Annotated in this window: 16 protein-coding genes and 2 pseudogenes; all 18 read right to left on the reverse strand. The window is 53.9% G+C overall.

The features are described 5' to 3' along the window. Positions 1-214: pseudogene (gene ykfM / locus QZF50_RS14880) on the reverse strand (protein YkfM); the annotation flags it as partial. Positions 215-223: 9 nt separating this feature from the next. Continuing rightward, positions 224-1,138 carry a hypothetical protein gene (locus QZF50_RS14885; RefSeq protein ID WP_000908052.1) on the reverse strand — a complete coding sequence of 305 codons (915 nt, stop codon included), beginning with the start codon at positions 1,136-1,138 and terminating at the stop codon, positions 224-226. A 43-nt stretch (positions 1,139-1,181) separates the two neighbouring features. After that, positions 1,182-1,664 (reverse strand): Hcp family type VI secretion system effector, encoded by a 483-nt coding sequence (locus QZF50_RS14890; protein ID WP_001284199.1) that lies wholly within the window; start codon positions 1,662-1,664, stop codon positions 1,182-1,184. Then, a pseudogene (locus QZF50_RS14895) lies at positions 1,591-3,040 on the reverse strand (VasL domain-containing protein). Before QZF50_RS14895 ends, QZF50_RS14890 begins: the two are co-directional and overlap by 74 nt. 10 nt (positions 3,041-3,050) lie before the next feature. Beyond that, positions 3,051-6,485 (reverse strand): type VI secretion system membrane subunit TssM, encoded by a 3,435-nt coding sequence (gene tssM, locus QZF50_RS14900; protein WP_139342720.1) that lies wholly within the window; start codon positions 6,483-6,485, stop codon positions 3,051-3,053. 108 nt (positions 6,486-6,593) lie between these two features. Continuing rightward, the gene (gene tssA, locus QZF50_RS14905; RefSeq protein WP_061892093.1) at positions 6,594-8,006 is read right to left on the reverse strand and encodes a type VI secretion system protein TssA; all 1,413 of its coding nucleotides are present in this window, start codon (positions 8,004-8,006) and stop codon (positions 6,594-6,596) included. Between the two features lie 4 nt (positions 8,007-8,010). Next, positions 8,011-8,754 (reverse strand): type VI secretion system-associated protein VasI, encoded by a 744-nt coding sequence (gene vasI, locus QZF50_RS14910; RefSeq protein ID WP_000088862.1) that lies wholly within the window; start codon positions 8,752-8,754, stop codon positions 8,011-8,013. Beyond that, positions 8,751-11,516, reverse strand: a complete 2,766-nt coding sequence (tssH, locus tag QZF50_RS14915) for a type VI secretion system ATPase TssH (RefSeq protein WP_061892094.1) — start codon at positions 11,514-11,516, stop codon at positions 8,751-8,753. The genes vasI and tssH overlap by 4 nt, the downstream gene beginning before the upstream one ends. Before the next feature lie 8 nt (positions 11,517-11,524). After that, positions 11,525-12,286 carry a type IVB secretion system protein IcmH/DotU gene (icmH, locus tag QZF50_RS14920; protein ID WP_000343302.1) on the reverse strand — a complete coding sequence of 254 codons (762 nt, stop codon included), beginning with the start codon at positions 12,284-12,286 and terminating at the stop codon, positions 11,525-11,527. A 4-nt stretch (positions 12,287-12,290) separates the two neighbouring features. Next, positions 12,291-13,622, reverse strand: a complete 1,332-nt coding sequence (tssK, locus tag QZF50_RS14925) for a type VI secretion system baseplate subunit TssK (RefSeq protein ID WP_000246437.1) — start codon at positions 13,620-13,622, stop codon at positions 12,291-12,293. 2 nt (positions 13,623-13,624) lie between these two features. Further along, the gene (gene tssJ, locus QZF50_RS14930; protein WP_001080149.1) at positions 13,625-14,149 is read right to left on the reverse strand and encodes a type VI secretion system lipoprotein TssJ; all 525 of its coding nucleotides are present in this window, start codon (positions 14,147-14,149) and stop codon (positions 13,625-13,627) included. Beyond that, on the reverse strand, positions 14,146-15,426 hold the full coding sequence (gene tagH, locus QZF50_RS14935; protein WP_001113725.1) for a type VI secretion system-associated FHA domain protein TagH: 1,281 nt from the start codon (positions 15,424-15,426) through the stop codon (positions 14,146-14,148). The genes tssJ and tagH overlap by 4 nt, the downstream gene beginning before the upstream one ends. A 24-nt stretch (positions 15,427-15,450) precedes the next feature. Beyond that, on the reverse strand, positions 15,451-16,533 hold the full coding sequence (tssG, locus tag QZF50_RS14940; RefSeq protein ID WP_000348793.1) for a type VI secretion system baseplate subunit TssG: 1,083 nt from the start codon (positions 16,531-16,533) through the stop codon (positions 15,451-15,453). Continuing rightward, a complete protein-coding gene (gene tssF / locus QZF50_RS14945) occupies positions 16,497-18,347 on the reverse strand; it encodes a type VI secretion system baseplate subunit TssF (protein WP_000393855.1) in 1,851 nt (616 codons plus the stop codon). The genes tssG and tssF overlap by 37 nt, the downstream gene beginning before the upstream one ends. Positions 18,348-18,350: 3 nt before the next feature. Further along, positions 18,351-18,764, reverse strand: coding sequence for a type VI secretion system baseplate subunit TssE (gene tssE / locus QZF50_RS14950; protein WP_000611738.1), 414 nt, complete (start codon positions 18,762-18,764; stop codon positions 18,351-18,353). A 6-nt stretch (positions 18,765-18,770) separates the two neighbouring features. Continuing rightward, complete coding sequence (gene tssC, locus QZF50_RS14955; protein ID WP_000056975.1) at positions 18,771-20,246, reverse strand: type VI secretion system contractile sheath large subunit; 1,476 nt, start codon at positions 20,244-20,246, stop codon at positions 18,771-18,773. Positions 20,247-20,296: 50 nt separating this feature from the next. Next, entirely contained in the window at positions 20,297-20,521 is a 225-nt protein-coding gene (locus tag QZF50_RS14960; RefSeq protein ID WP_000123970.1) for a hypothetical protein, read from the reverse strand. 34 nt (positions 20,522-20,555) lie between these two features. Next, entirely contained in the window at positions 20,556-21,056 is a 501-nt protein-coding gene (gene tssB, locus QZF50_RS14965) for a type VI secretion system contractile sheath small subunit (RefSeq protein WP_000037391.1), read from the reverse strand. Positions 21,057-21,551 lie beyond the last annotated feature (495 nt).

Here is a 21,551-nt window from a genome sequence, read left to right on the forward strand (position 1 = left end):
GTAAAATTACATGAACATTTAAAAAGGAAAACGACATGAAACCAAAGCACAGAATCAACATTCTCCAATCATAAAATATTTCCGTGGAGCATTTTATTATTGAATATAGAGGTTTAACTCCGGTAAAAAACAAAGAAGCATTGAATGCAGGGAAAAATAATATGGCCATAAAAAACATCGAAAGAAACTCTTTTAATTTAACATGTAAACGCATGGTTAATCCTCATATCACGGGTGGAGTGTTAAGAACATACATAAATGGAGTCATGTTTTCCCTTTTCCATTTATCAAGTTCCTGTTGCCGTTTTAGTCCATCTCTAATTGCATATTTTAATTTTTCTGATAAATGGCATTGAGCATCGATTTCATTTAAAACAACTGTACACACTATCCCTGTCAGTAAAATTGCTCCTCCGACAAGAATTACTGGAAAGCCAAAGCTAACACAGGCAAAAGAAGCCAGGCTTCCAATAGCGGTTGCAACACCACCGGCTATAACTGCTTTGGCCACATCCATTGAAAAATCGCCAAGAAAATTAACCAGATCTCGCTCTGAACTCATAATAAATTCTATGGTTCTCCAGGCTACTGAAAACCAGATACAGAACTTAACTCCTTTTATTGATTCAGATAAAGCTCCTCGCCAGCCAATAGCGAGTTCCAGAACTTGAGGCGCTCGTGAAGAGAAAATATATTTACCGAGCTTTTCTAAAAGCCAGGGGCTGGATGTTGTGATTTTTATATATTTCTCTCCAAGTATTTCAAAGTAACTTGCTTTTGTATACTTTAAGGCATTAAGGTTAAATATAATTTTCCCATTGTCATCAAACTCAGTCATTAATTTACCCGCGTTAACTAACCAGGCGAGTGTATCTTTTATACCTGAAGGATGTGTAGTGATAAAATGAATGTAATCAAATGATGTTATTGGGCTGAGTATTTTTTTTGCAACATCAAGTGTCAAGAGAATAACATGATGAGTGTTCTGATGCCTTAACTCATCAATGAGTGGGACGTCGTTAAGATAAGGGTGCTGAGGTACTAGCTGGTTTATCGGCTGAGCCCCCCGAAGAATGTCACCCACATAATCAGCCCACTGTGCATTCTGTGTGTTGTTGTTATTCCTTAAACCAGCCATTTTATCTCTCCGCAATAGTAATTTATTATGTTATTACAGTAAGTTACTGTACACGATCCTGCCATTTACTCATTGCATTCGTACCGGCTAACGTATGCTCCCAGGAAATATCTTCATAAATAAAGGCAATTCTCTCCTGTGGTTCCAGTTCTTTTTCCAGGACAGCATGCGGTGTGACAAAATCAATACTTGATATTCGGGCTTTTGACAGATTTATTTTATAATAAGGCTGGTAAATACCCGCTTTACTGGTTCGGTAGAGTATAAATTCACATATTGCCATTTTTTCATTGTCACTAAGTGCTTTTGCCAGCAATGGTGAGGATTTATCAACCGGTTTGGTGATAATTAATTCATGATGATTGACATTTTGACTTCTTGAGATGGAATGCATTAACGCATAAACCATGATCTGATCTTTATGTTCTGGCTGCGCTTTGTTTCCGACAGAATCAAGCGTTGAGCAACCTGCTGAAATCAGCCCTTGTGTCTCTCCACTCAAAGATAAATAACTTATATTTGCCATGATAATCTCCTTTAATTAAATAATTATTTTTCGGCCGTGGTACCGGTTGCCGCCTCTGGCATGACGTTATTCTTCAGCAGCAGCCAGCGGCTTAACACGCCTTCGAGTCGCTCATTAATTTGTTTTTCCAGCGCATCTGTATTCTGCTTCTGCGCACGGGCATCCTGGTACTGCGTCAACAGAGACTCAACGGGTGTTTCCTGCCCCAGTCCCCGCTCCGCCTGCCAGATGACATTTTTGATATAGGAAAGGGTTAGTCCCTCTTTCTCGCGCTGCATCACTAGATCTGCAAAAGCATGTAAGTCCTGGCGGGTCTGCAACCAGCCACGCAACTGCGGGCTACTCTGTGCGCGGGTTTTGAGTGCCTCATTCCATTGTGTCGAGGCCTGTTGCTGTTGCAGGCTTTCCGGCCAGCGACTGTCGGCAACACGCATCATCTGCATCCCGGTTTCCAGCGGCTGTACCGGGGAGGTATCAAGAAGTTGTTGCAGCCTGCGCTCATAGTTTTCGAGTTCAGGTGAGGCCATCCACACCGTTGCTGCGCCCTGAGCGGTGTCGTTAACCTGTAACAGTTGCTGCTGTACCGGATAGACCTGCCACCACCACAATGCTGAGGCGACAGCCACTGAACAGGCGATCCCTGCGATAAACCCTCTTACCGTACTGCCTTGCTTTATCACACTGGCCTGTGGGGGATTCTCTGTCAGACTGCGCACTTCCACTTTCATCTCAGGCAGGCCGGGCAGGGGAGGCACTACCGCTTCTGGTGTGGAAGATGCCTGTGTTTCCGGGGCATAAATCAGCGTTCTGACCGTGGTCTGTGCGGCGTTCTCAGTGTTACTCTTCAGCTGGGGTTCAAGCCGTTTACGCGTGTTCTGCATAAAATAGAGCAGATTCTCCACGCGCGGAACGCGCTTCAGTTCCACCTGCTGGAGCTTATCGCAGATAAGCTGCAATGCCCGCTCTGTGCGGTAGATCAGTGGTAGGTCGGATTCCGCAAAGGAGATTTGCTGACGCAGAATATTGCCGGTTCGGGAGTTAAACCAGTCCAGCATTTCAGTACGCGCCGGGCCGCCCTGCGGCCAGAACTTATCCCAGTCGTGGCTTACCATTGCCGCCAGCAGTTCCGCACCTTCGCAGAATCCCGCCAGTCCCTGTGTCCGTGTCCGGGCAAGCGTATAGTAGGTGGCGGTGTGTAAATCCACACCGTTGGCTTTAAAAATCGCCAGTGCCAGCGACTCCACCAGTTTCCAGTTCAGCTCAGGCTGTGACGGGTGGCTGGCTTTGTTTATTTCCTCGCGGATGGCGCTGAATTCCGGCAGCCCGCGCGGGTCACTGCCGGTAACGATAGTTTGTGTCAGTACGTTACTATTCATCCCTGCCTCCTCAGTACAGTGTGTCTGACAGACCAAACTGGCTGAACAACCCACCGCTGAACGGGTTATCTTCCGTGTCGGTATGCACACGGTAGGTCATCGCGCCACCGTCCACGCTAAAGCGCACGGTAAAGTTGCCATCCTGTACTCCGGTCAGTTGTCCGGCCCCGAACAGGCGGAACTGCGCCCACGGCCCGCTGAAGCTGATACTGCGCGGCGCGTTGCCGCTGGTGCCGATGAGCGTCAGCTTACTTTCGTTGCCTTCGCGCATGTTGTTAGGCCAGACCAGATGGGCGGTATAGTTACGGCCCTGGCTGTAATCGACTAACTGACCGTCAAGGTTCAGTACACTGCGGCGTTTATTGCCTGAAAGCGATACCGTTTCCACGGCAAAGGATGTTCCCAGACCGTTCTGTTTGCTGAAGAAGATGTCACGGATTTTCTGCGCAGTTTCCAGTTGCGCAATAATATCTTCGCGAATAATGACGTTGTTATCGCCATCCTCCAGACTCAGGTCATTATCGATAAACAGCTTCAGGTTCTGCTGGTAGAAGGTATCCAGTATGCCATCCGGTTTAAAGAAGCGTTCGAAGGCATCCAGTGAGGCATCCTGTGCAGAACGCGGATTAAACGGATAGTTATTTGCCAGTTGCTCGTTAAACGGTTTCACCACGCTGTCGCGCCAGTCCACTTCCATATAATGAACAGCCTCCACCATCACCACATGCCAGGCCTGGTCAGTCAGTCTGCCAACCCAGCGGTTGAGCGGAGCAGGCAGCGTTTTTGCCATCTGGCGGGTGGCGAATATCGGATCGCTGCTGTTCTGATCAAGCCGTAACTGCACGGCTTTCAGCGCCGATTTCCCTGGTACAGGCGCGTTCTGGATTGCCAGCAGGTAGCGGTGCAACTCGGTGAGTTGCTGATACACGGCCTGCATCGTGCTTTCTTTGTCTTTCTGTACTGCCAGGGTACTGTTTTCCGGGGCGAATTCATGCCCGAGGCGGGTGAGTAACTGGTAATCCGGCTCTGCCAGGGCTTCCTCCCGTTCTTTGGCAGAGAGTTTTTCAGAAAAGACGCCTGGCTGTGTGTTGTCACGCAGCACGGTCAGCGCCCGCTGCAAAGGCTGGTCGCCGCTGATAACCTGCTCCAGCGCCCCGGTCAGTTGTCCGATGGACTCAAAATTGCGGATATTCAGATTGTCCATCCCGGCCCGCCAGGTGGCGGTGTAGTCGCTGATATACTGCTCGGTCAACTGGCGCTGGATTTCCGCGCGGTCGGCGTCACTGTATTTCACGCTGCGGGTAAGGTTAAGTACCCAGGAATCCATCGCCGTCAGTTCAACCAGTTCATCGCGCTGTTTTACAAAATAGCTTTGCAGGCCGTAACGGGTAAGAAACTGTGGAACAACCAGTTTGTTGTCATCGGCAGATGTAAACACCTGGTCAAAGGTTGGCCCTACCTGGTCACGCAGATTGAGGTCGGCAGGAAGAACGCCCAGCGCCCGCGTTTTCAGGCTCTGGTAAACCCGCTGGTAGACAGGCAGTTTGCTCAGTTCTTTCTGTGCTGATACCACGGGCTTGTCATATGGCGTCCAGCGGCTGATGGCGTCACCGTCGCCCGCCTGACGCTCTGCGTGCCAGTCAGTATGAGCCAGCGCGTAGTCAAGATGGGACATCAGTTGTGCCTGGATATCGCGCTGACCGTGGAACTTTTCGCTCCAGCGTTTTGCCATATACTGCTTCACCACCTGATTGTTACGTCCGCTTTTGTCCTCCAGCATTCGCATCACGCGCAGCACCGCGAGTTTTTCTTCACTCTCCGGCGGCGCGGCGTTCAGCGCTTTGACCAGCCCGTTAAACAGCGAGGGCAGGTAACGTTGCTCCAGCAGTTGCAGATAGGTCTGTTCCACATAAGGCCCGATACGTCGTCCCTGGTACAGTCTCATATCGGCCAGACGGCTGCGGTCGCCCCAGTCGCCATAGGCCAGTGTGGCATCGCGTACCGGGTTCAGGAGCGGCAGTTGCAGGTTGCCAAAGTCATCTTCCCCCTGCGGAGGCGGCACGTCCATAAAGGCTTTGGCCTGCTTAAGCACGGTGATGCCAGACTGATAGTTACCGTTGTAATAGTGATGCCAGCCGGTGATGAGCAGCAGTGCTGCCACGCCGCCTGTGGCAGAGAAAACCGTCAGGCGGCGACGGGAACGTATCAGCCAGGCGCGGCTCTCTGTTGCCAGATTAGGCTCTGCGAGTAATGCCTGCGGGAACAGGCTGCGGGTGAAATAAGGCGCGGTGTCCACCAGGGGCCAGGACGCCAGTGGGTTATTGCCCAGCCGGTACTGGCGGGCGGCAGACTGGGTGAATATATCATCCATCTGTCCACGCTGAAGCGAAGAGGTGAGATAGACACCACGCAGCATCACGTTCATATTTTCGCCATCAAGCAGACCCTCAAGCAGTGACACCAGCGGTTCACGGCTTCCCTGCATCTGGCGGGAAAAACTGAATAAAGACGCGCGGGTGTGAGTCTGAGCGACCATCAGATCCGGCAACGCCAGATTCATTCGATCCACCCATGTCTGCCAGAAAGCATTCAACTCTGTTCGCCAGTCATCATTTTCATGGGCACGGCGGGTGAACGTGACGCCCAGAATCGCATCGCGATCCTGTCTGTTCAGGGACTGAAACAGGGCGGCAAAACCCTGCAATAAATCAAGCCGGGTAAGTACCACGTAAACCGGTAACTGGCAGTGAAGATGCTGGCGTATATCCTGCAAGCGGCTGCGCAGCGCCTGTAACAGATGCTCGCGGCGGCGTTTGTCTGCGGTAAGCAGATCGGGTAAATCGAGTGTCAGAATAATCCCATTCAGCGGCTGGCGCGCGCGCTTTTCTTTCAGCCAGCCGAGGGCATGTTCCCACAGACGGCGATGCAGGATATCCGCATCAGCGGGAGCGCAGAGTGTGCCGTCGATATCAAAGATCACCGCCTGTTTACCGACATGGGGCGTGAGGTACAGGCGTTGTTCTGCGCCGCGTGCGCCCTCCGGGGCATAAATAATGTCGGACGGAAACCCCTCGCGCAGCAGTGTCGTTTTGCCACTGCCCGCCGGGCCGATGACCATATACCACGGCAACTGCCACAGGAAACGGCGGTTGTCGAGATGGCGTTGCAGGCGCAGCAGCCAGCGGTCAAGATAACGCTGCTGGGCGTTCAGTTCCACGCTGAGCGGATCAACGGCTTCCTCGCGCTGTTGCTTTTGCATTTTTTCAAGCTGTTGCAGGCGCTTCATCACCCGGACGGTAAGCCACATCAGGGCAATAATCCCCCACGCCGCCGTTGCCAGCCAGCGGTTCGCCAGTGGTTTGAGCCACTGTTCTTCATACAGCGTCCACGTCGGGCCTTTCCACCAGATCCACACCAGCAGAAAAATCCACGCCAGTATCAGCAGCCAGAAAGCAGAGACTTTAAACCGGGGCATCGCCGGTCGCAGGGCTGATTTGAGTCCGCTGAGTAGTCGGGGTGTTGGTAATCTGAACACAAAAACTCCTGTTCTCTTTTATTGTTCTGCCGTGAATTTTTGTTCTAGCTGCTCAAGCAGGGACGGCTCCCAGTCTGCCACCATCATCTGCAATCCCATCCTGAACAACATCCGGTACTGCTGCTGCGCAAGCTGTACCAGCCCCGCCTCTTCCGTCAACTGTGCGGCAAGGTACTGGCGGTGAAACTGATCGCGGGGATCGCCTTCGGGTAGCATGTCCAGATATCGCAGCGCCGCCTCCCGACCCTGCTCAGCAAAACAGGCTCTGGCTGCCTTCGATTCCTCACCGATTTGCGCAACCGGTGCAACTTTGGCGTCGGGCGAAGCTGCCAGCCATTGTTTCGTCTGCTCACTGATAAACGGTGTGTGGTCATTAAACAGCAGCCCGGTAAGCTGGGGCAGACGCTCAAGGAAGCGGATGACCTCATCGCGGATGGCGTCTGCCACCTGTTTGTAACCCAGACGCAGCGCCGTCTGTGCAGAAAGGCAGTGACCATCCAGCCAGTAAGGAGCCAGCAGTACGCTTTTCTCCACCTGCTGCCACAGCGCCATATCGGCACTACCGAGCTGAGCATGGTAATCTGCCACCATATCGGCGGAGACCGCAGCCAGTGGAGTACGGCCATCGCTTTCCGCCTGGGGCGTACTGGTGATGTTCTGCCAAAGCGCATGGCGGCGCAGACGGTAGCCCTGCGGTGAATCCGGCTGGCGTTCACATAAAATGGCCGCCACTTTTAACAGCGTGTCGCGCCAGGCTTTGTCGTCGTGACTGTCGATGACGATTTGGGGAGCCGGAGCACTGGGTTGCGTCACGCCGCTTTCAGACGTGGCGGTGGTCTGTGGTGAACTACCGGAGGCCGCCGGAGTGGGGACAGGAGCCGGTGCCGCACGATTAAACGCACGCTGGTACAGGGCAAAAAGATCATCAGTAGCCTGTGCCAGTTCCGGGGCGTTATGTGACTGCCAGCATTGCGCCAGTTTTGCCAGTTCCCCTGACAGCGCATCGCGCTGCGCTGTGGCGGCGTTCTGTGAAAAAACTTCAATACCTGTTTCAAAGCGTTTAATGACCTGGCTGGCAAAGCGTTTTTTATGCGCCATATTCTGCGGCGCAGCCACCGCCCAGTAATGCTCCACATACAGCGCCAGCAGGCGCAATGCGAGATGAGGATCACCGGCGTGTTGCAGGGTTCTCAGCAGATGCGCCAGCAGACGAAAATCCTTACTCTCCGAAGCCAGAATGACCAGCCCCCGGCGCTGGAGTTCCGGGATATCCAGTTGACTGTGGGCCAGCGATCCCAGCTTGACGATTTCGCCGTCGATATACTCCCAGTTCGGGTTGTCATCTTTCAGCGCCGATGCCAGTTTCTCTTCCGGCAGGTTTTCCAGCAGGTGCGATACCCAGACATTCGGATCGCGTAAGTCCATTGCCATATTTTTATTCTCCCGCCCAGTGGCAGGCATCGCGCAGGGGAGCAATCGCCCTTGCCAGCCCGTCAATGTTAAAGGTCAGCTTTCCGGCGGCATTGTCTGCGCCGGTATCCACCGTCAGCGTTTTTGCGCCGAACAGTTGCTTAATTTCATCAATCCCGGATAACCCCCGGCTGGACTCCAGCAGGGTGCCGTTCTCGCGCACAAACCAGTGGCTGCGCAATGCCCGGTTGTCGGCATTCAGAGTGACGGCGATATCATGGACATCCAGAGGGTGCATCAGCGCCACCTGCATCCGGGTGATATTGTCCACGCAACTGAACATCAGCACCGGGCGTGGCGGAACATGACCGATAGCCGGGGTGGTTATCACCACCGTCGGGCGCTCCCCCGGCACCTGCGTCACCAGCAGTTCTGTGGTGTTGCCCTCGCGGCGTTTTTCCTGCTCTGTGGCGCGGGTCCAGGCCTCGCCCACAAAACCGGCTTTGACCAGCGCCCCGTCAAACCCTGACGGGGACAGCGGTGCCAGCAGGCGGTCATAGCAGTCAAGCCGCTCCAGCGCCGCGGACTCCCGCCGACAGGACTGCATGGCCTGTAACGTGGCTGTCGCATCCGGCGGGGTCGTGGTGGCGACGGCGACCGCCACACCGGCCATTGACGATGCTTCTGCGGGCGCGGCAGTGGCGGGTAAGCCCGTCATCAGGCCCGCGATAAACCATCCTGTCTGCCGGAAAACGCGCAACCTGCTCATAAAACCGGTTCATCCTCTGTGACGGACTCGTCGTCCAGAGCGTCTTCCACATCTGCCGTAAATGCGCCGTCCACTGCCGACAACCGAATCCGGGCAATCGCCGTGTTAGCCGCCATTTTCTGCAACAGCAGCAGCGAGAGCGGCGGTAGCATGTCGCCATCGATGACCGATTCCAGCATCCTCGCGCCGTTTTCCGCGCGGGTGACGCGGCTCATGATTTCGTCCGTCACTTCCGGTTCAATGACCACTTCTGCACCAAAGCGACTGCGCAGCACGTTATCCAGACGGGCCAGTTTTCCGGCGATAATGGTGGCGAGCGTCTCTTTCGACAGCGGCAGATACGGCACCACTTCCATACGCGCCAGCAGGGCAGGTTTGAAGAAGTCGGCCAGCACCGGATACAGTACTTCCTGCATGGTTTCCGGGTCATCGGCATGCTCGACTATTACCTGGTAGCCGAGGTTGGACGTCAGGAAGAAGACGATATTTTTGCAGTCAATCAGGCGGCCTTCACCGTCTGCCATTTCGCCCTTATCGAACGCCTGGTAGAACAGGTTGAGCACATCCGGGTGCGCTTTTTCCACTTCATCGAGCAGTACTACCGAGTAGGGTTTCTGGCGAATCGCTTCGGTCAGTACGCCGCCTTCACCGTAGCCAACGTAGCCCGGAGGGGAGCCAATCAGTCGCGAGACGGTATGTTTCTCCTGGAACTCGGACATATTGATGGTGGTCAGGTACTGGCGACCGCCGTAGAGCAGCTCTGCCAGTTGCAGGACGGTTTCAGTTTTACCCACGCCGCTGGGGCCAGCCAGCAGGAACGCGCCCAGCGGGCGTCCCGGACGACGCAGGTCGGCGCGTGCGGTCAGTAGATGCTTATGCAGGCTGGCAATCGCCAGGTCCTGGCCTTTGATGGTGTCACCCAGCCATTTCGTCAGGTCGGTGATGACCGACATTTCATTCTGCGACAGGCGGTTGAGCGGCACGCCGGTCCATTCGGCAATCACCGCCGCAATCTGTTTTTTATCGACGTGCGGGGAGACCAGCAACCGGTCGTTATGCAGGGCGTCCAGTTCGGCAGTGAGCTGGGCCAGCCGCTGTACCGGGGAAACTGTTTCAGCGGTCTCTTCCGGTTGTTCTCTGTCGGCCTCATCAGCCGGTACGGCACCGGTATTATCCTGTTCTGACTCTGACTCTGGCTGCGTATCCTCCACGGTATCTGCGTCCGGCAACGGCGCCGCATCGTCCTCTGCCACGCCCAGTAACTGCTGGCGCAGCGCAATAATCTCCCGGACCAGCGTCTGCTGCTGGTGCCAGGCCGCTTCCAGTTCATCCAGCGCCGTCAGCGTTTCATCATACTGCACCAGCACCTCGGTCATCCGTGATGTGTCGGTACGCAGTCCGATGCGAAGCTCGCGCTCAAGCTGGCGAATTTCCGCCTCCTGCTGGTGGCTCAGAGTGGTCAGCGCCGAGATTTGCTTCGGCGGCGACGACAGGTTGATGGCCACACGGGCGCAGGCGGTATCCAGCACATCAATCGCTTTGTCCGGTAACTGACGCCCGGAGAGATAACGCTCGCTTAATGTCGCAGCGGCCTGCAAGGCGTCATCATCAATCAGCACGCCGTGAGACTGTTCATAGACCGCCGACAGACCGCGCAGAATAATGGTGGCTTCGGCAGCGTTGGGTTCGCTGACCTTCACCAACTGGAAGCGGCGCGACAGGGCGGCATCTTTTTCGAAGTATTTTTTGTACTCGCTCCAGGTGGTGGCGGCGATGGTTTTCAGCTCGCCGCGCGCCAGCGCCGGTTTGAGCAGGTTGGAGATATCCAGCCCGCCCTGCTGGTTGCCCGCGCCAATCAGGGTATGTGCTTCGTCGATAAACAGAATGACCGGCACCGGGGAGGAAATGACCTCCGCCATCAGCCCTTTGAAACGTTTTTCGAATTCACCCTTCACCGACGCCCCGGCCTGCAATGCGCCCAGGTCAAGGGTCATGATATCGGTGTTTTTCAGCTTGTCCGGCACCTGGCCTGCCACGATGCGCAGCGCCAGCCCTTCAATCAGTGCGCTTTTGCCCACGCCCGCTTCGCCCACCACCACCGGGTTGTTTTTACGGCGGCGGCAGAGAATGTCGATCATCAGGTCGATTTCGTGGTCGCGGCACAGTACCGGGTCAAGCCTGCCGTTACGGGCGTCTGCGGTCATGTTTTTGGCATAGCAGGCAAGCAGGGTGTCAGAGGCGTCCGTCATTGTGCCTGCGCCTTTACCGTCTGCATCCGGCACGACTGATTCCGCCGACTCCTGTGTCCACTGCACAAAGTCCTGTTGCAGACGGTCACGGTTAATGCCGGTCAACAGCCGGGCGGCAGCAGGCGGTATATAACGCAGCGGCGAATGCAGCAGGGCCAGCAGCAACACGCCGCCGCGCAGTTCGCTGTGCTGCATCTCAGCCGACGCCAGCAGCCAGCCCTCTTTAAGCCACTCAACCAGCATCGGGGAAAACGCCGGGTAGCTGTCCGCAGAACGGGCGGTTGTGTAGTTCTCTACCGTCAGCGCCTGGCGCAACTCTTCCATGCCAATATCGCCCTGGCGGGTAATAACCCGCAGGTCACTGCGTGGCATGGCGAGCATCTGAATGAGCACATGGCTGACGGTAATTTCCGCTGCCTGCTGACTCATACATTCAGAGGCGGCCATCTCCAGCGCCTGGCGGGAGAACAGGTTCAGCCGTTTTACCAGCGTGGGAAGATCAATCTGGATCATAAACGTCCTTATCGAAGTAATTTGTTTAGCTGGTGCAGGATGTCCTGCGTCTGGCTGTCCAGCCGCAACAGATAGAACAGGTAAAACAACGCCAGCACGACAACGCCACCACAAAAAATATGTTTAACAGTCAGGCGACTGATGAGCTGATAACGCCCGCCCTGGGTTTTTTTGTCCTGGTGTAACAGCGGGAAAGGGGCATCGCCGCGCAGTTTATGCAGAACGTGGTACAGACGGCGGTAGATCTGCTCAAATTCCCCCTGATCCTGTGCTGCCACTTTGTAGCGCCCGCGAAATCCCAGAGAAAAACAGATCCAGAGAAATTCCAGCAGATCCTGGTAACGTTTGGGTTCACGGATCAGGCGCTCCAGCAGGATGAAAACTTTCTCGCCACCCCAGGCTTCGTTGTGGAAATGGACCAGCAATGACTGCTTGATCCACTCGTTCTTGTTTGACCAGCCGTTACCGAGCGCCGCTTCATCAATAAACGTGCAGAGGATGTAGCGAAACGAGATAATCACGCCCGGTTCGTAGCCCTGCTCCTGAAGCAGTTGCTCCACGGCCTGAACATCTGTCACCACCTGAGCAAAAAGATGCTCCGGCATCGTCTGGCTGTTCATGGTTGAAAGGCGCATTACCATACCGAGTAGCGGCGTGGCCGCGTCGATCATCGGATTCAGGCTGTTGCCACGAAGCGCGAGATGGTAGTTGCGCTGGCTTTTTTCGTCGTATCCGGTAAATGGTGGCAGAGACAGTGACCCCTCATCCATCGTCTTACCCTCTTATCGCCCACAGTTGCATGTTCAGATCCGGGAAACTGCCGGATACATGCAGTGCAACGGCCCCGGCGGCAGCCATTTCTGTCCAGGCCTGGCCACTCTTGTCGAGTTCGAAATAGCTGAACCCGGAATGGTAAGGAAGCTGGCGGGGAGCCACCATAAGGGCACGCAATGGAATACCGGGGATCTGCACACTGACCATATTGCGGATTTTTTCCGGCGAGGAAATTTTCGACTGCTGGATAAACTGACGCTGGATCTGATCGACCGGCACGTTTGCCGCCACGGCCAGCACAAAGGTGGCAGATTGCAGCAGTTCTGTGTCATGGATATCGGCCTGCCAGATACCGTCACGCAGATGCAGCGGCAGATTGACCGCTCTTGGCGACAGTACGGTATGTAGCGCCCGTTTGACTTCCGGTAACAGTGTTTTAAATGTTTTGGTCAGATCATGATGATCATACACATCAAGCGGGCAGGGCAGGCGCGACGGCTCGGTAAAGGTCATCAGTTCACCCAGCAACCCAGCAAGATCAAGGTAGAAATCTTCCGGGTGGAGCTGGGATCGGCGGGCGCGATGGGTAAACCGGGTCTGGTTACGGTTAAGTAACTGCAACATCATAAATTCCGCCACATCCGCGATGCCGCTCTGCGCCGGAGAGCCAATACGGTTTGCCAGATCGCTTGCCCGTCCGCCAATGGCCCCCTGTACCTCTTTGAGATAAACACGCAGTTTCTTACTGACCTGAATATTCTGGCAGGAGGGGATAAAATCGTCATCCAACGTCAGGGAGCCATCGGCATGGCGATCGCTGATACGGCAAAGCGGGAGCGTAATATAGGCGCTCATATCTTCTGCACCGCTCATAATGCGCGGCGTCAGTTGACCCAGCGTCAATGTTCGCGCGTCACCTTCTTCTGAATGCAAATCCCGGACATCGGCATAATTCAGCCGGTAACGCCCGATTCGCCGTCCGTCGCTGATTTCATTTCTCACATCACTGGCGACCGGCAGAGCGAGGTAGATATTGCGGCTTCTTTCGTCCGGAAAATTTTGCGGGTGCAGCGGATCGGGCAGTGCGTCCTGGTCGGGGATAGAAAAGACGGTGCCGTCGGGCAGTGTGCCTGACGCGCTGTCAATCATGATCTTACCCTGCGCCAGCAGTTCATTGTTGAGGGTGAGTTCGGTAAATCCCCAGGATAAATCATTCATGGCCCGGAAACGCTGGTTATCCAGGTAGTCGTTGTAACGCTGCTGTTGCTGGAAATGGTGTGGGCGCATCAGCATCCCTTCCTGCCACATCACCTTGTTGCGGGTGGTTGCCATAATTATTCATCCTCTTTTTTCATTTCGATGCTGCTTTGACGTACATGCACCAGCAGGCGGTAATGGTGGCCGGTTCCTTCCACCGTCTCGATTTGTTTCCATTCAGTGGCCTGGTCATCGGAGAAATAGGCCACGACACCAATAAACTGCGTTTTCTCATCCAGCTTTACCGGCGGCAGGGTTTTGATGGTGTCCGGCAACAGGTTGAAATCCTGGTGGTCGATATAGTTTTTACCCAGCACATCCGGTAGCGGCGTACTGGCTATCTGGTCATAGTCGGCTGCCAGCAATTTTGAGTCGTCAGTCAGGTACACCAGTTGCACATCCACGGCGGCTGATTCACCTTCCGCATTGGTATTGGTGTCCGGTTCGGTCAGCAGGGTGACGGTTATTTCCGAAGGTTGCTCCTTCAGGCTCCCGACCTGGATATCCGGGTTTTTGATCACCTCACTGATTTTTTTCGCCGTTTCGCAGCCGGTTAATATGACGCACATCAGCACGCAGGCCAGAAACGCCTTCCTGTTCATGCTTCCGGCTCCCGCTGTTTTTCACGAAGCACCCGGTCATAGACCTGGGCGTAGACCTCGTTAAACAGCATCTCAAACCCCTGCTGGCGATCGGAGGCCAGTTCTTCGTAATAATGGCTGTACATTTGCCATGCTCCGGCATCATCCAGCGGCTGGCGCAGTTCATGGCTGCGGCGGTACTGCACAAAGCGGCGCAGCAGATTTTGTGGTGAGAAAGCATCCAGCAGGACACGAAGCGACTCCACAATCGCTGCCCGGTTAGCTTCTTCGTGGTGGCGGACATTGCGCAGGCTTTCACTGACGGCGGCGGGAGCCGCCAAATGTACCGGGCTTTTACCTTCGGCAAACATTACGTCGAGCGCGGTGGCGTAATCCATGTTCAGGCGCAGCGGGTTATCTTCCAGCGGGCGCAAATGTTTGTCTGAGAGGCTGTTACGCTGCTGCTGCAAATCGAGCAGACCTTTTATTGCGGCCTGTAACGTTCGTCCGGCCTCCTCCAGAAAATCATCCGCATCGTCGGAATTGCTCATGGTAAGCGAGCCGCCAAGACCGCGCAGTAAGGGGGTGACCGCAAGGTGGCGTTGCGCCATTTCTGCCGCAGAGACGTCGTCATTACGATCGCCGGGGCTGGCATAAATGGGCGGCAGATCCATAAACGGAGTATTGATCCCCCCATTACTTGCCGGATCGGACAGCGGTGCCGATGGCCGGACAGCCGCAATGCCTGAAAGCGGATCGCCCGTGGTAATCAGGCTTTCGGACTGAAGTGCCTGGAGTGGATCGGCAGAAAAACCGTTTACCACGGTGTCTGCAAGTTGGTGCCGGTGAGTCATTCCCGGATAGTGTGGCGTACCCTCCGTTGATAGCAGGGTATCCGTGAGCATATCGCGATTGGTAACGATGGTTTCGGGAGTGGCCATTTCCTCATCGTAATGGGGAATATCTCCCCGGTTCAGATGAACCCTCACCATCAGCCGTCCGATCTGGATCTCATCGCCCTGGCGCAACTGTATTAGGTCTGATGTTGCTGTGACTTTTGCCTGATTCAGCCACAGTTGTGCCGTCTGCGGGCGCAGACAAAATGTGCCATCGTGCAGGATAACGGTAAAAGCCTGGGCCGGAATGCTCTGCTGACGATCCTGTACCGACCAGTGGCATTCGGGGCCATGGCCGACATTTCCCTGCTGTGTGAACAGACAGCGCGCCGCCCGTCCGCTTTCCAGCTCACTGCCGTTAATGACCTGCAATGAAAGCGTCTGTAGTTTCTCTTCCGGCATATTCTGCTCCGTGATTATCATAATTTACGACCGTACCCTGATGGTGACTGAGGGTCGTTCTTCCGGTGTGCCGAGGAAGCTGGTCCAGCCCAGCAGCGCACTTTTGTTATCGCCCAGGCGCATTGCGCCCACCTGCTCCGGCGCCAGCCCCAGATGTAAGTCCCAGGCAAGCTGATCGCGCAGGATGAAGGACACGAACATCGTCAGTGGCAGGAAGTTTTCGCCGGACGGCAGAAAAGAGAGGAACTGTTTTCGGGTCAGGCTGGTAATACTGAGCTGGAATTTTCCGCTGAGATCGGGCACTCGTGTACCCAGAACAAAGTTGCCCAGTACCGATCTTCCCGCCAGTTTTTCGCCATTTTTAAGAGAATAGCTCCCCAGACTATTTTGCTGATCCGGTTCAATATCCACCTTGCGACGTTGCCAGTTTTGCAGCGTCACTTCTGACAAATCAAAGCAGTGGGACACTAGGCCACAGATTATCTCCGGGGATCGTCCCGGATTTGCCAGGATCCCGGAATACGCCAGCATTTTGCTGTGATTAATCGCCAGCTTATCGCGAAGCTGGCGGTGGCCCAGCCCGACAAGGGAGTACATGCGCTGCGAGAACGCATCCACACCGCCGTTACGAAAACTGATGTGATAGCGGTACTTACGCCAGATATGCCAGACAAACTGGGTCAGGCGGTGGCTGAACATATCCAGAAAATCACCTACCGGACTTTGTTCATGTACCGCTTTCCAGGCCAGGTGATCGAGGTAATAACCGGGGAGAGGCGACTGGCTCCCCTGTAACCCCATAAAGGTGGTAGTCATCCTGAATGCCCCTGACGTATCCCGTTTCAGCGCACTGATATCACTGCACGGGAAGGCAAGGCTGGCATCGGCGCTGAAACGCAGGGTTTCCTGTGCCGGATCGTCGCGCAGGGATAATTCTGGCGTCCCCTTTTCACCCTTTGCCAGGCGGTGCAACAGCTCCGCCATCGCAAAAAAATTGTAAGAGCAGGCATTATGGAAAACCTGTGCCAGCGGATCATTCTGCTCTTTATCTGCCGGGGGATTTCCCGGACTCAGATAAGAGGATGCTGCCCGGTTCTTTCCGTCCATTTCCATGTCTCCTGGCTTTCTGTGTTCACAACGGTCAGCATGTGGAATGAGTTAACGCTGGCGTACAGCGACAGAAAATGCGAAAGCACCGTACCGAGCAGATACATTTCCCCTTCACAGACAAACGGCTCCGGGTGCAGATACAGCGTGGAGGCCAGCCCCCGGACGGGAATGCCCGTAAACAGGCGATCGACAGGGCGGGTCTCCAGACGCTCAATGGCATCCAGCTTTTGTTGTGACAGCCGCGCCGTCTGCGGATGATGGATTGCGTGGCGATCAAAGTTGGCGATGACCTGCTTCAGCGCGTCCGTATCCAGTAATGACAGATAATTCAGGTTCATGGCGGAGAGCAGGGACCAGTGCAGGCTGCCATCAATGACCGGCCAGAGCGGTTGCGTCGGGCGGGTAATGTTGCGAAATGAAGCAACAGCCGCATTTTTACCGGTTGTGCCGGTGATATCGCCGGAACGAATTTGTGACGGAAGCTCACGGTTGGTACAGGTCAGCGATACCGAAACCACTTCATTACTGAGCAGCGATTCGTCTGACGGATAACTGCCATCAGCATGTATAAAAGCAAGGGTATGATCAAAGCCGCGATGGAACAGGGATGTTTTGGTCCGGTGATGCCAGTACACCACTTCCCGCTTCCGGCTGTATTCCATCTGATGGCTGAAACTTTCAAAGGCAGGCCACTGGCGCGCGGCCTGCGTCGAAACAGGACGCCCCAGATCTTTTTTCCTGAACATATCCTGCACCTGGCTTATCACGCCGTTAACGGAAAAGACATCGTAATGTTCCGGATAATGGCGGCTGGGAACCAGCGGATAGTCTGCCCGCCGGTTGTCCAGCGTGATGGCTTCTGCATGGTGGATAAATAAATTAATGGCAGGCGCGCAATACAGGCGCAGGGAGTCGCGGCGCAACCGGATGTCCACGGGCAATGGGCGCGAAAAACGCAGTTGCAGGGTAAAGGATTCACCCTGCAATCCGTCAGGCAACGCCGGGCAACCACAAAGATCAAAAAAGAGAAACGCATCCGGGTAACAGAAATACTCCTGAAGGATCCGGTAGCCGCTGTGGACGTTTTTCGGCCAAGGCAGCATGGCATCCTGCGGCTCAAAACCGACAGCTTTCAGCATAAACTCAGGCAGGCGAATATGCTGTTCACCCACAGTCAGGTCGGCACCCTGCAAGTATTCACAGAACCATAAATAAAGCTGGTTACGGGTATAGTTGTCGTCATTGCCGAGCCAGAAGCGAAGTTTGTTCAGATCCAGCGTGCGGAAGTCCGTTCCCGGTGCGACCGAAAAGGTGATGTTGATAACACCATTACGGGTCGTACTGCGGTTTTCAATCTGCTCCAGGCGAACGGGCAGCAGCCAGATATCCCGGCAGAGGGTGAAGGTACAGGGAGGCGGCTCCTCCTTTTTAGCATCGGAGGGCAGCACTTCATCGACTCTGATTTCCCCGGCGTTGGTTGTAAACTGCTCATTACGGGGGATTAACACCGGCACAGAAGACTTATCCATATCCGGCGTATATTCAATAAGGGTCATTGCCGGAACCGGACGCAGGTAATTAGGCCAGAGCATCTTAATAAGCCCGTGCGTCAGTTCTGGGAATTCATCCTCAATTTTCTGGCGGAGATTGCCGGTAAGAAAAGCCACGCCTTCCAGCAGGCGTTCAATATCCGGATCCGCATCTTTTTCGGCCAGGAAGCGGGCAAGATGGGGTTTTTCCGTTGCCAGCAGCTTGCTGAGCTGGCGCAGGTAATCGAGTTCTTCCCGGAAATAGCGTTCTTCAAATTCCATCTGTCAGTCCACCCGATAATGCTGGCTGCCATTCGGTGCCATATCAAATTCAAGCACTTCATGTGTTTCGTTAAATGTCACCCAGGCTGTAATATGAAACGTCATATCCAGCGGGCTGGTGGCGGATGAAACCACAGCCTGCACTTCAGCGTGTGAGATCCGGGGTTCATAGCGTTCTATACATTGCGCGATGGCCAGACTCATTGATTCGCGGAAGTTTTCAGCCCCTTCCGGTTCATCAATGCCCAGTTCAGGCGCACCCCGGCAACTACCGGACCGGGTATTAAGAATGTTTCGCAGGTTCTGGCGAATGGACTGCCTGAGCGCATGAATACTGCTTCCCTGCCAGTTTCTGGCCGGTGAGGCTTCCATACGCTCAAAAAGAGAACCTGTGGTTCTTTCCCGATCCGGTATCATGGCGTGTTACTCCCTGTCTAACCGGCCAACCAGGGAAAGCTCAAAGTTTGCCCCCATAAATTTAAAATGGGGCCGCACGCTCAGCGCGACCTGGTACCAGCCGGGTTCGCCTTCCACATCCATAACCTCAACTCTGGCAGCACGCAGAGGCTTGCGGCTGCGCACGTCCGCAGGCGGGTTTTCCTGGTCGGCAACATACTGACGGATCCAGGTATTAAGCTCCCTCTCTAAGTCGCTCCTTTCTTTCCATGACCCCAGTTGCTCACGCTGCAACACCTTGATGTAGTGCGCTAACCGATTGATGATGAAGAGATAAGGAAGCTGCGTACCCAACTTATAGTTGGTTTCTGCGTCTTTACCCGGAAAGTGCTTCGGTTTTTGTACCGAGTTTGCAGAGAAAAAGGCTGCATTATCAGAGTCTTTACGCATGGTAAGGGTGATAAAACCCTCTTCAGCCAGTTCAAATTCGCGGCGATCGGTGACCAGCACCTCGGTTGGGATTTTGGCCTGAATCTGACCCATCGTTTCGAACAGATGCACCGGCAGATCTTTCACTGCACCGCCGCTTTGCGGACCGATGATATTTGGACACCAGCGGTATTTGGCAAAACTGTCTGCGACATTGCACGCCAGCATCCAGGCCGTATTACCCCACAGATAATCTTCGTGATTCCGGCTGACATCTTCGTGATAGTTAAAGTTCTTAACAGGGTTATCTGTTGGTGAATAAGGCTGGCGAAGCAGGAAGCGGGGTGCCGTAAGCCCTAAATAGCGCGAATCTTCCGAGTCACGCAGGGCGCGCCATTTGGTGTAGGCCGGACCTTCAAAGATGGCATAAAGATCTTTGATATTAGGCAGTTCGGTCCACGAGTTCAGCCCCATAAACTCCGGGGAAACGGAGGACAGGAACGGTGCGTGCGCCATTGCGCCCACAGCACTGACGTATTGCAGCAGTTTCATGTCAGGTGCGGTATTTTTGAACTCATAAGCGCCCAGCACGGCAGCGATGGGTTCACCACCAAACTGTCCGAATCCGGACGAATAAACGTGTTTATAAAATCCGGACTGAATAATTTCTGGGGCAAATTCAAAGTCTTCCAGAAGTTCCTGCTTCGTGACATGAAGCACGTTGACCTTGATGTTTTCACGGAAATCAACGCGATCCACCATGGTTTTCAGTGAGCGCCAGAACGACTCGACCTGCTGAAAGGCAGGCGCATGGATGATGACATCCATCTGGCGGCTGATGCGTTCATCTATATCTGCAATCATGCTGTCCACGGCCAGTTTATTGACCGGTTCGGCAGATGCAGTGGATTGCAGGATGCTGGCAATAAAGGCTGTCACACCCTGGCGGGCAACGTCATAACCTTCCGAACCGGGCTGAATACGGGTCTGTGCCATGATTTGATCAAGCAGCGACGATGCCTGCTCAGGCTGCCCGGCATGACTGGAAACGAGTTCCTCTTCCTGTAAAGACATACTGAAAATCCTTCTGTTTTAGCTGTGTTTCTGAAACCGGCTTTTCGCCGTCAGTGAAGTACGCGCTGCCAGTGCGACGCGCTCTGCTGAAACTCACAAAAATGGATAATCTCATCCAATAGATCACTGATACGGCGATCCAGTGTTGTAATCAGCGCAGCCACACCATCCTGGTTGATTTCAACGGACGGGCTGAAACATACCTGGTAAACCACCTGCAGAATGTCTGCAACAGAGAGGTGGTATGTCCCGGAGATATTTTTGTGTGCCGTCATGCCTGGATAACCCTGTTTAATGAAATAGTGGTGGTTATTTATTGCTCACCTGGCCGATTTCTTTGAGCAACTGCTCGCGGGACTCTTCATTTTCCAGTAATGCCTGGAGCTGGGTACGGAATGCCGGAAGGTTACCCATCGGCCCCTTCAGTGCAGTCAGTGCTTCACGCAGTTCCAGCAATTTATTCACTTCCGGAACCTGCCGGGCCACGCTATCTGGTGAAAAATCATCCAGTGATTTGATATTCAGCGCCACATTCAGTTCATCGTCTGTTGTGCTTCCCTTCAGCGTGGCGGGGACAGTAAAATTGAGGCCAATGGCTGCTTCAGCCATCACTGCACCGAAATTGTGCTTGTTAACGGAAACTGCCTGACGTTCATCCAGTGGGGATGTTTCCTGCGTATTTCCGGTATCGCCGACAACGAGCATGTTAAGCGGAAGTTCCACTTCAGCCGTCTGGCCATCTGTTTTTGGGACATACGATATATTAATACGCTCGCGAGGCGCGACGCTGCCTTCAAATTTTTTGCTCATAAAAGTGATCCGTCATGTTATCTCGTACAGGCCATGAACACGGCATATTTGTACCGCAAAAAAATATCGGCAATGCCGCCCTAATGGCGGTGAAAATAAAATCACCACTCCTTCATCACCCCGCATTTTACGCTTCAAAATAAATAAGAAAAGGACTTTTTATCGATCGTAAAGAGGGGTATTCTGCAAGCGTTAAATAGATTGTGTGAACCTGTGCAATTCGCGTCAGGTGTATTATGGCAATAATTTAAATATAGTGTTTTTATGTAACTTATTGAATTATACAATAATTTCATTAAACATAAGCTAATCTGATGATTGCTTGTTTATATATTTGTTTTGTGATTGATTAAGTGGGTATTTTTAAGGAATATCTCAAAAATTATCAAAATGATAATTCAGAAAGGATAAATACAATATTTATTCATGATTCAGCTTTGGCCATTTTATGGAGGCAATACGGACTTTGAACAGTTGGGTATGGTTATCCAGATA

This window comes from uncultured Escherichia sp. (genome assembly GCF_948475835.1).
Classification (GTDB): Bacteria; Pseudomonadota; Gammaproteobacteria; order Enterobacterales; family Enterobacteriaceae; genus ECMA0423.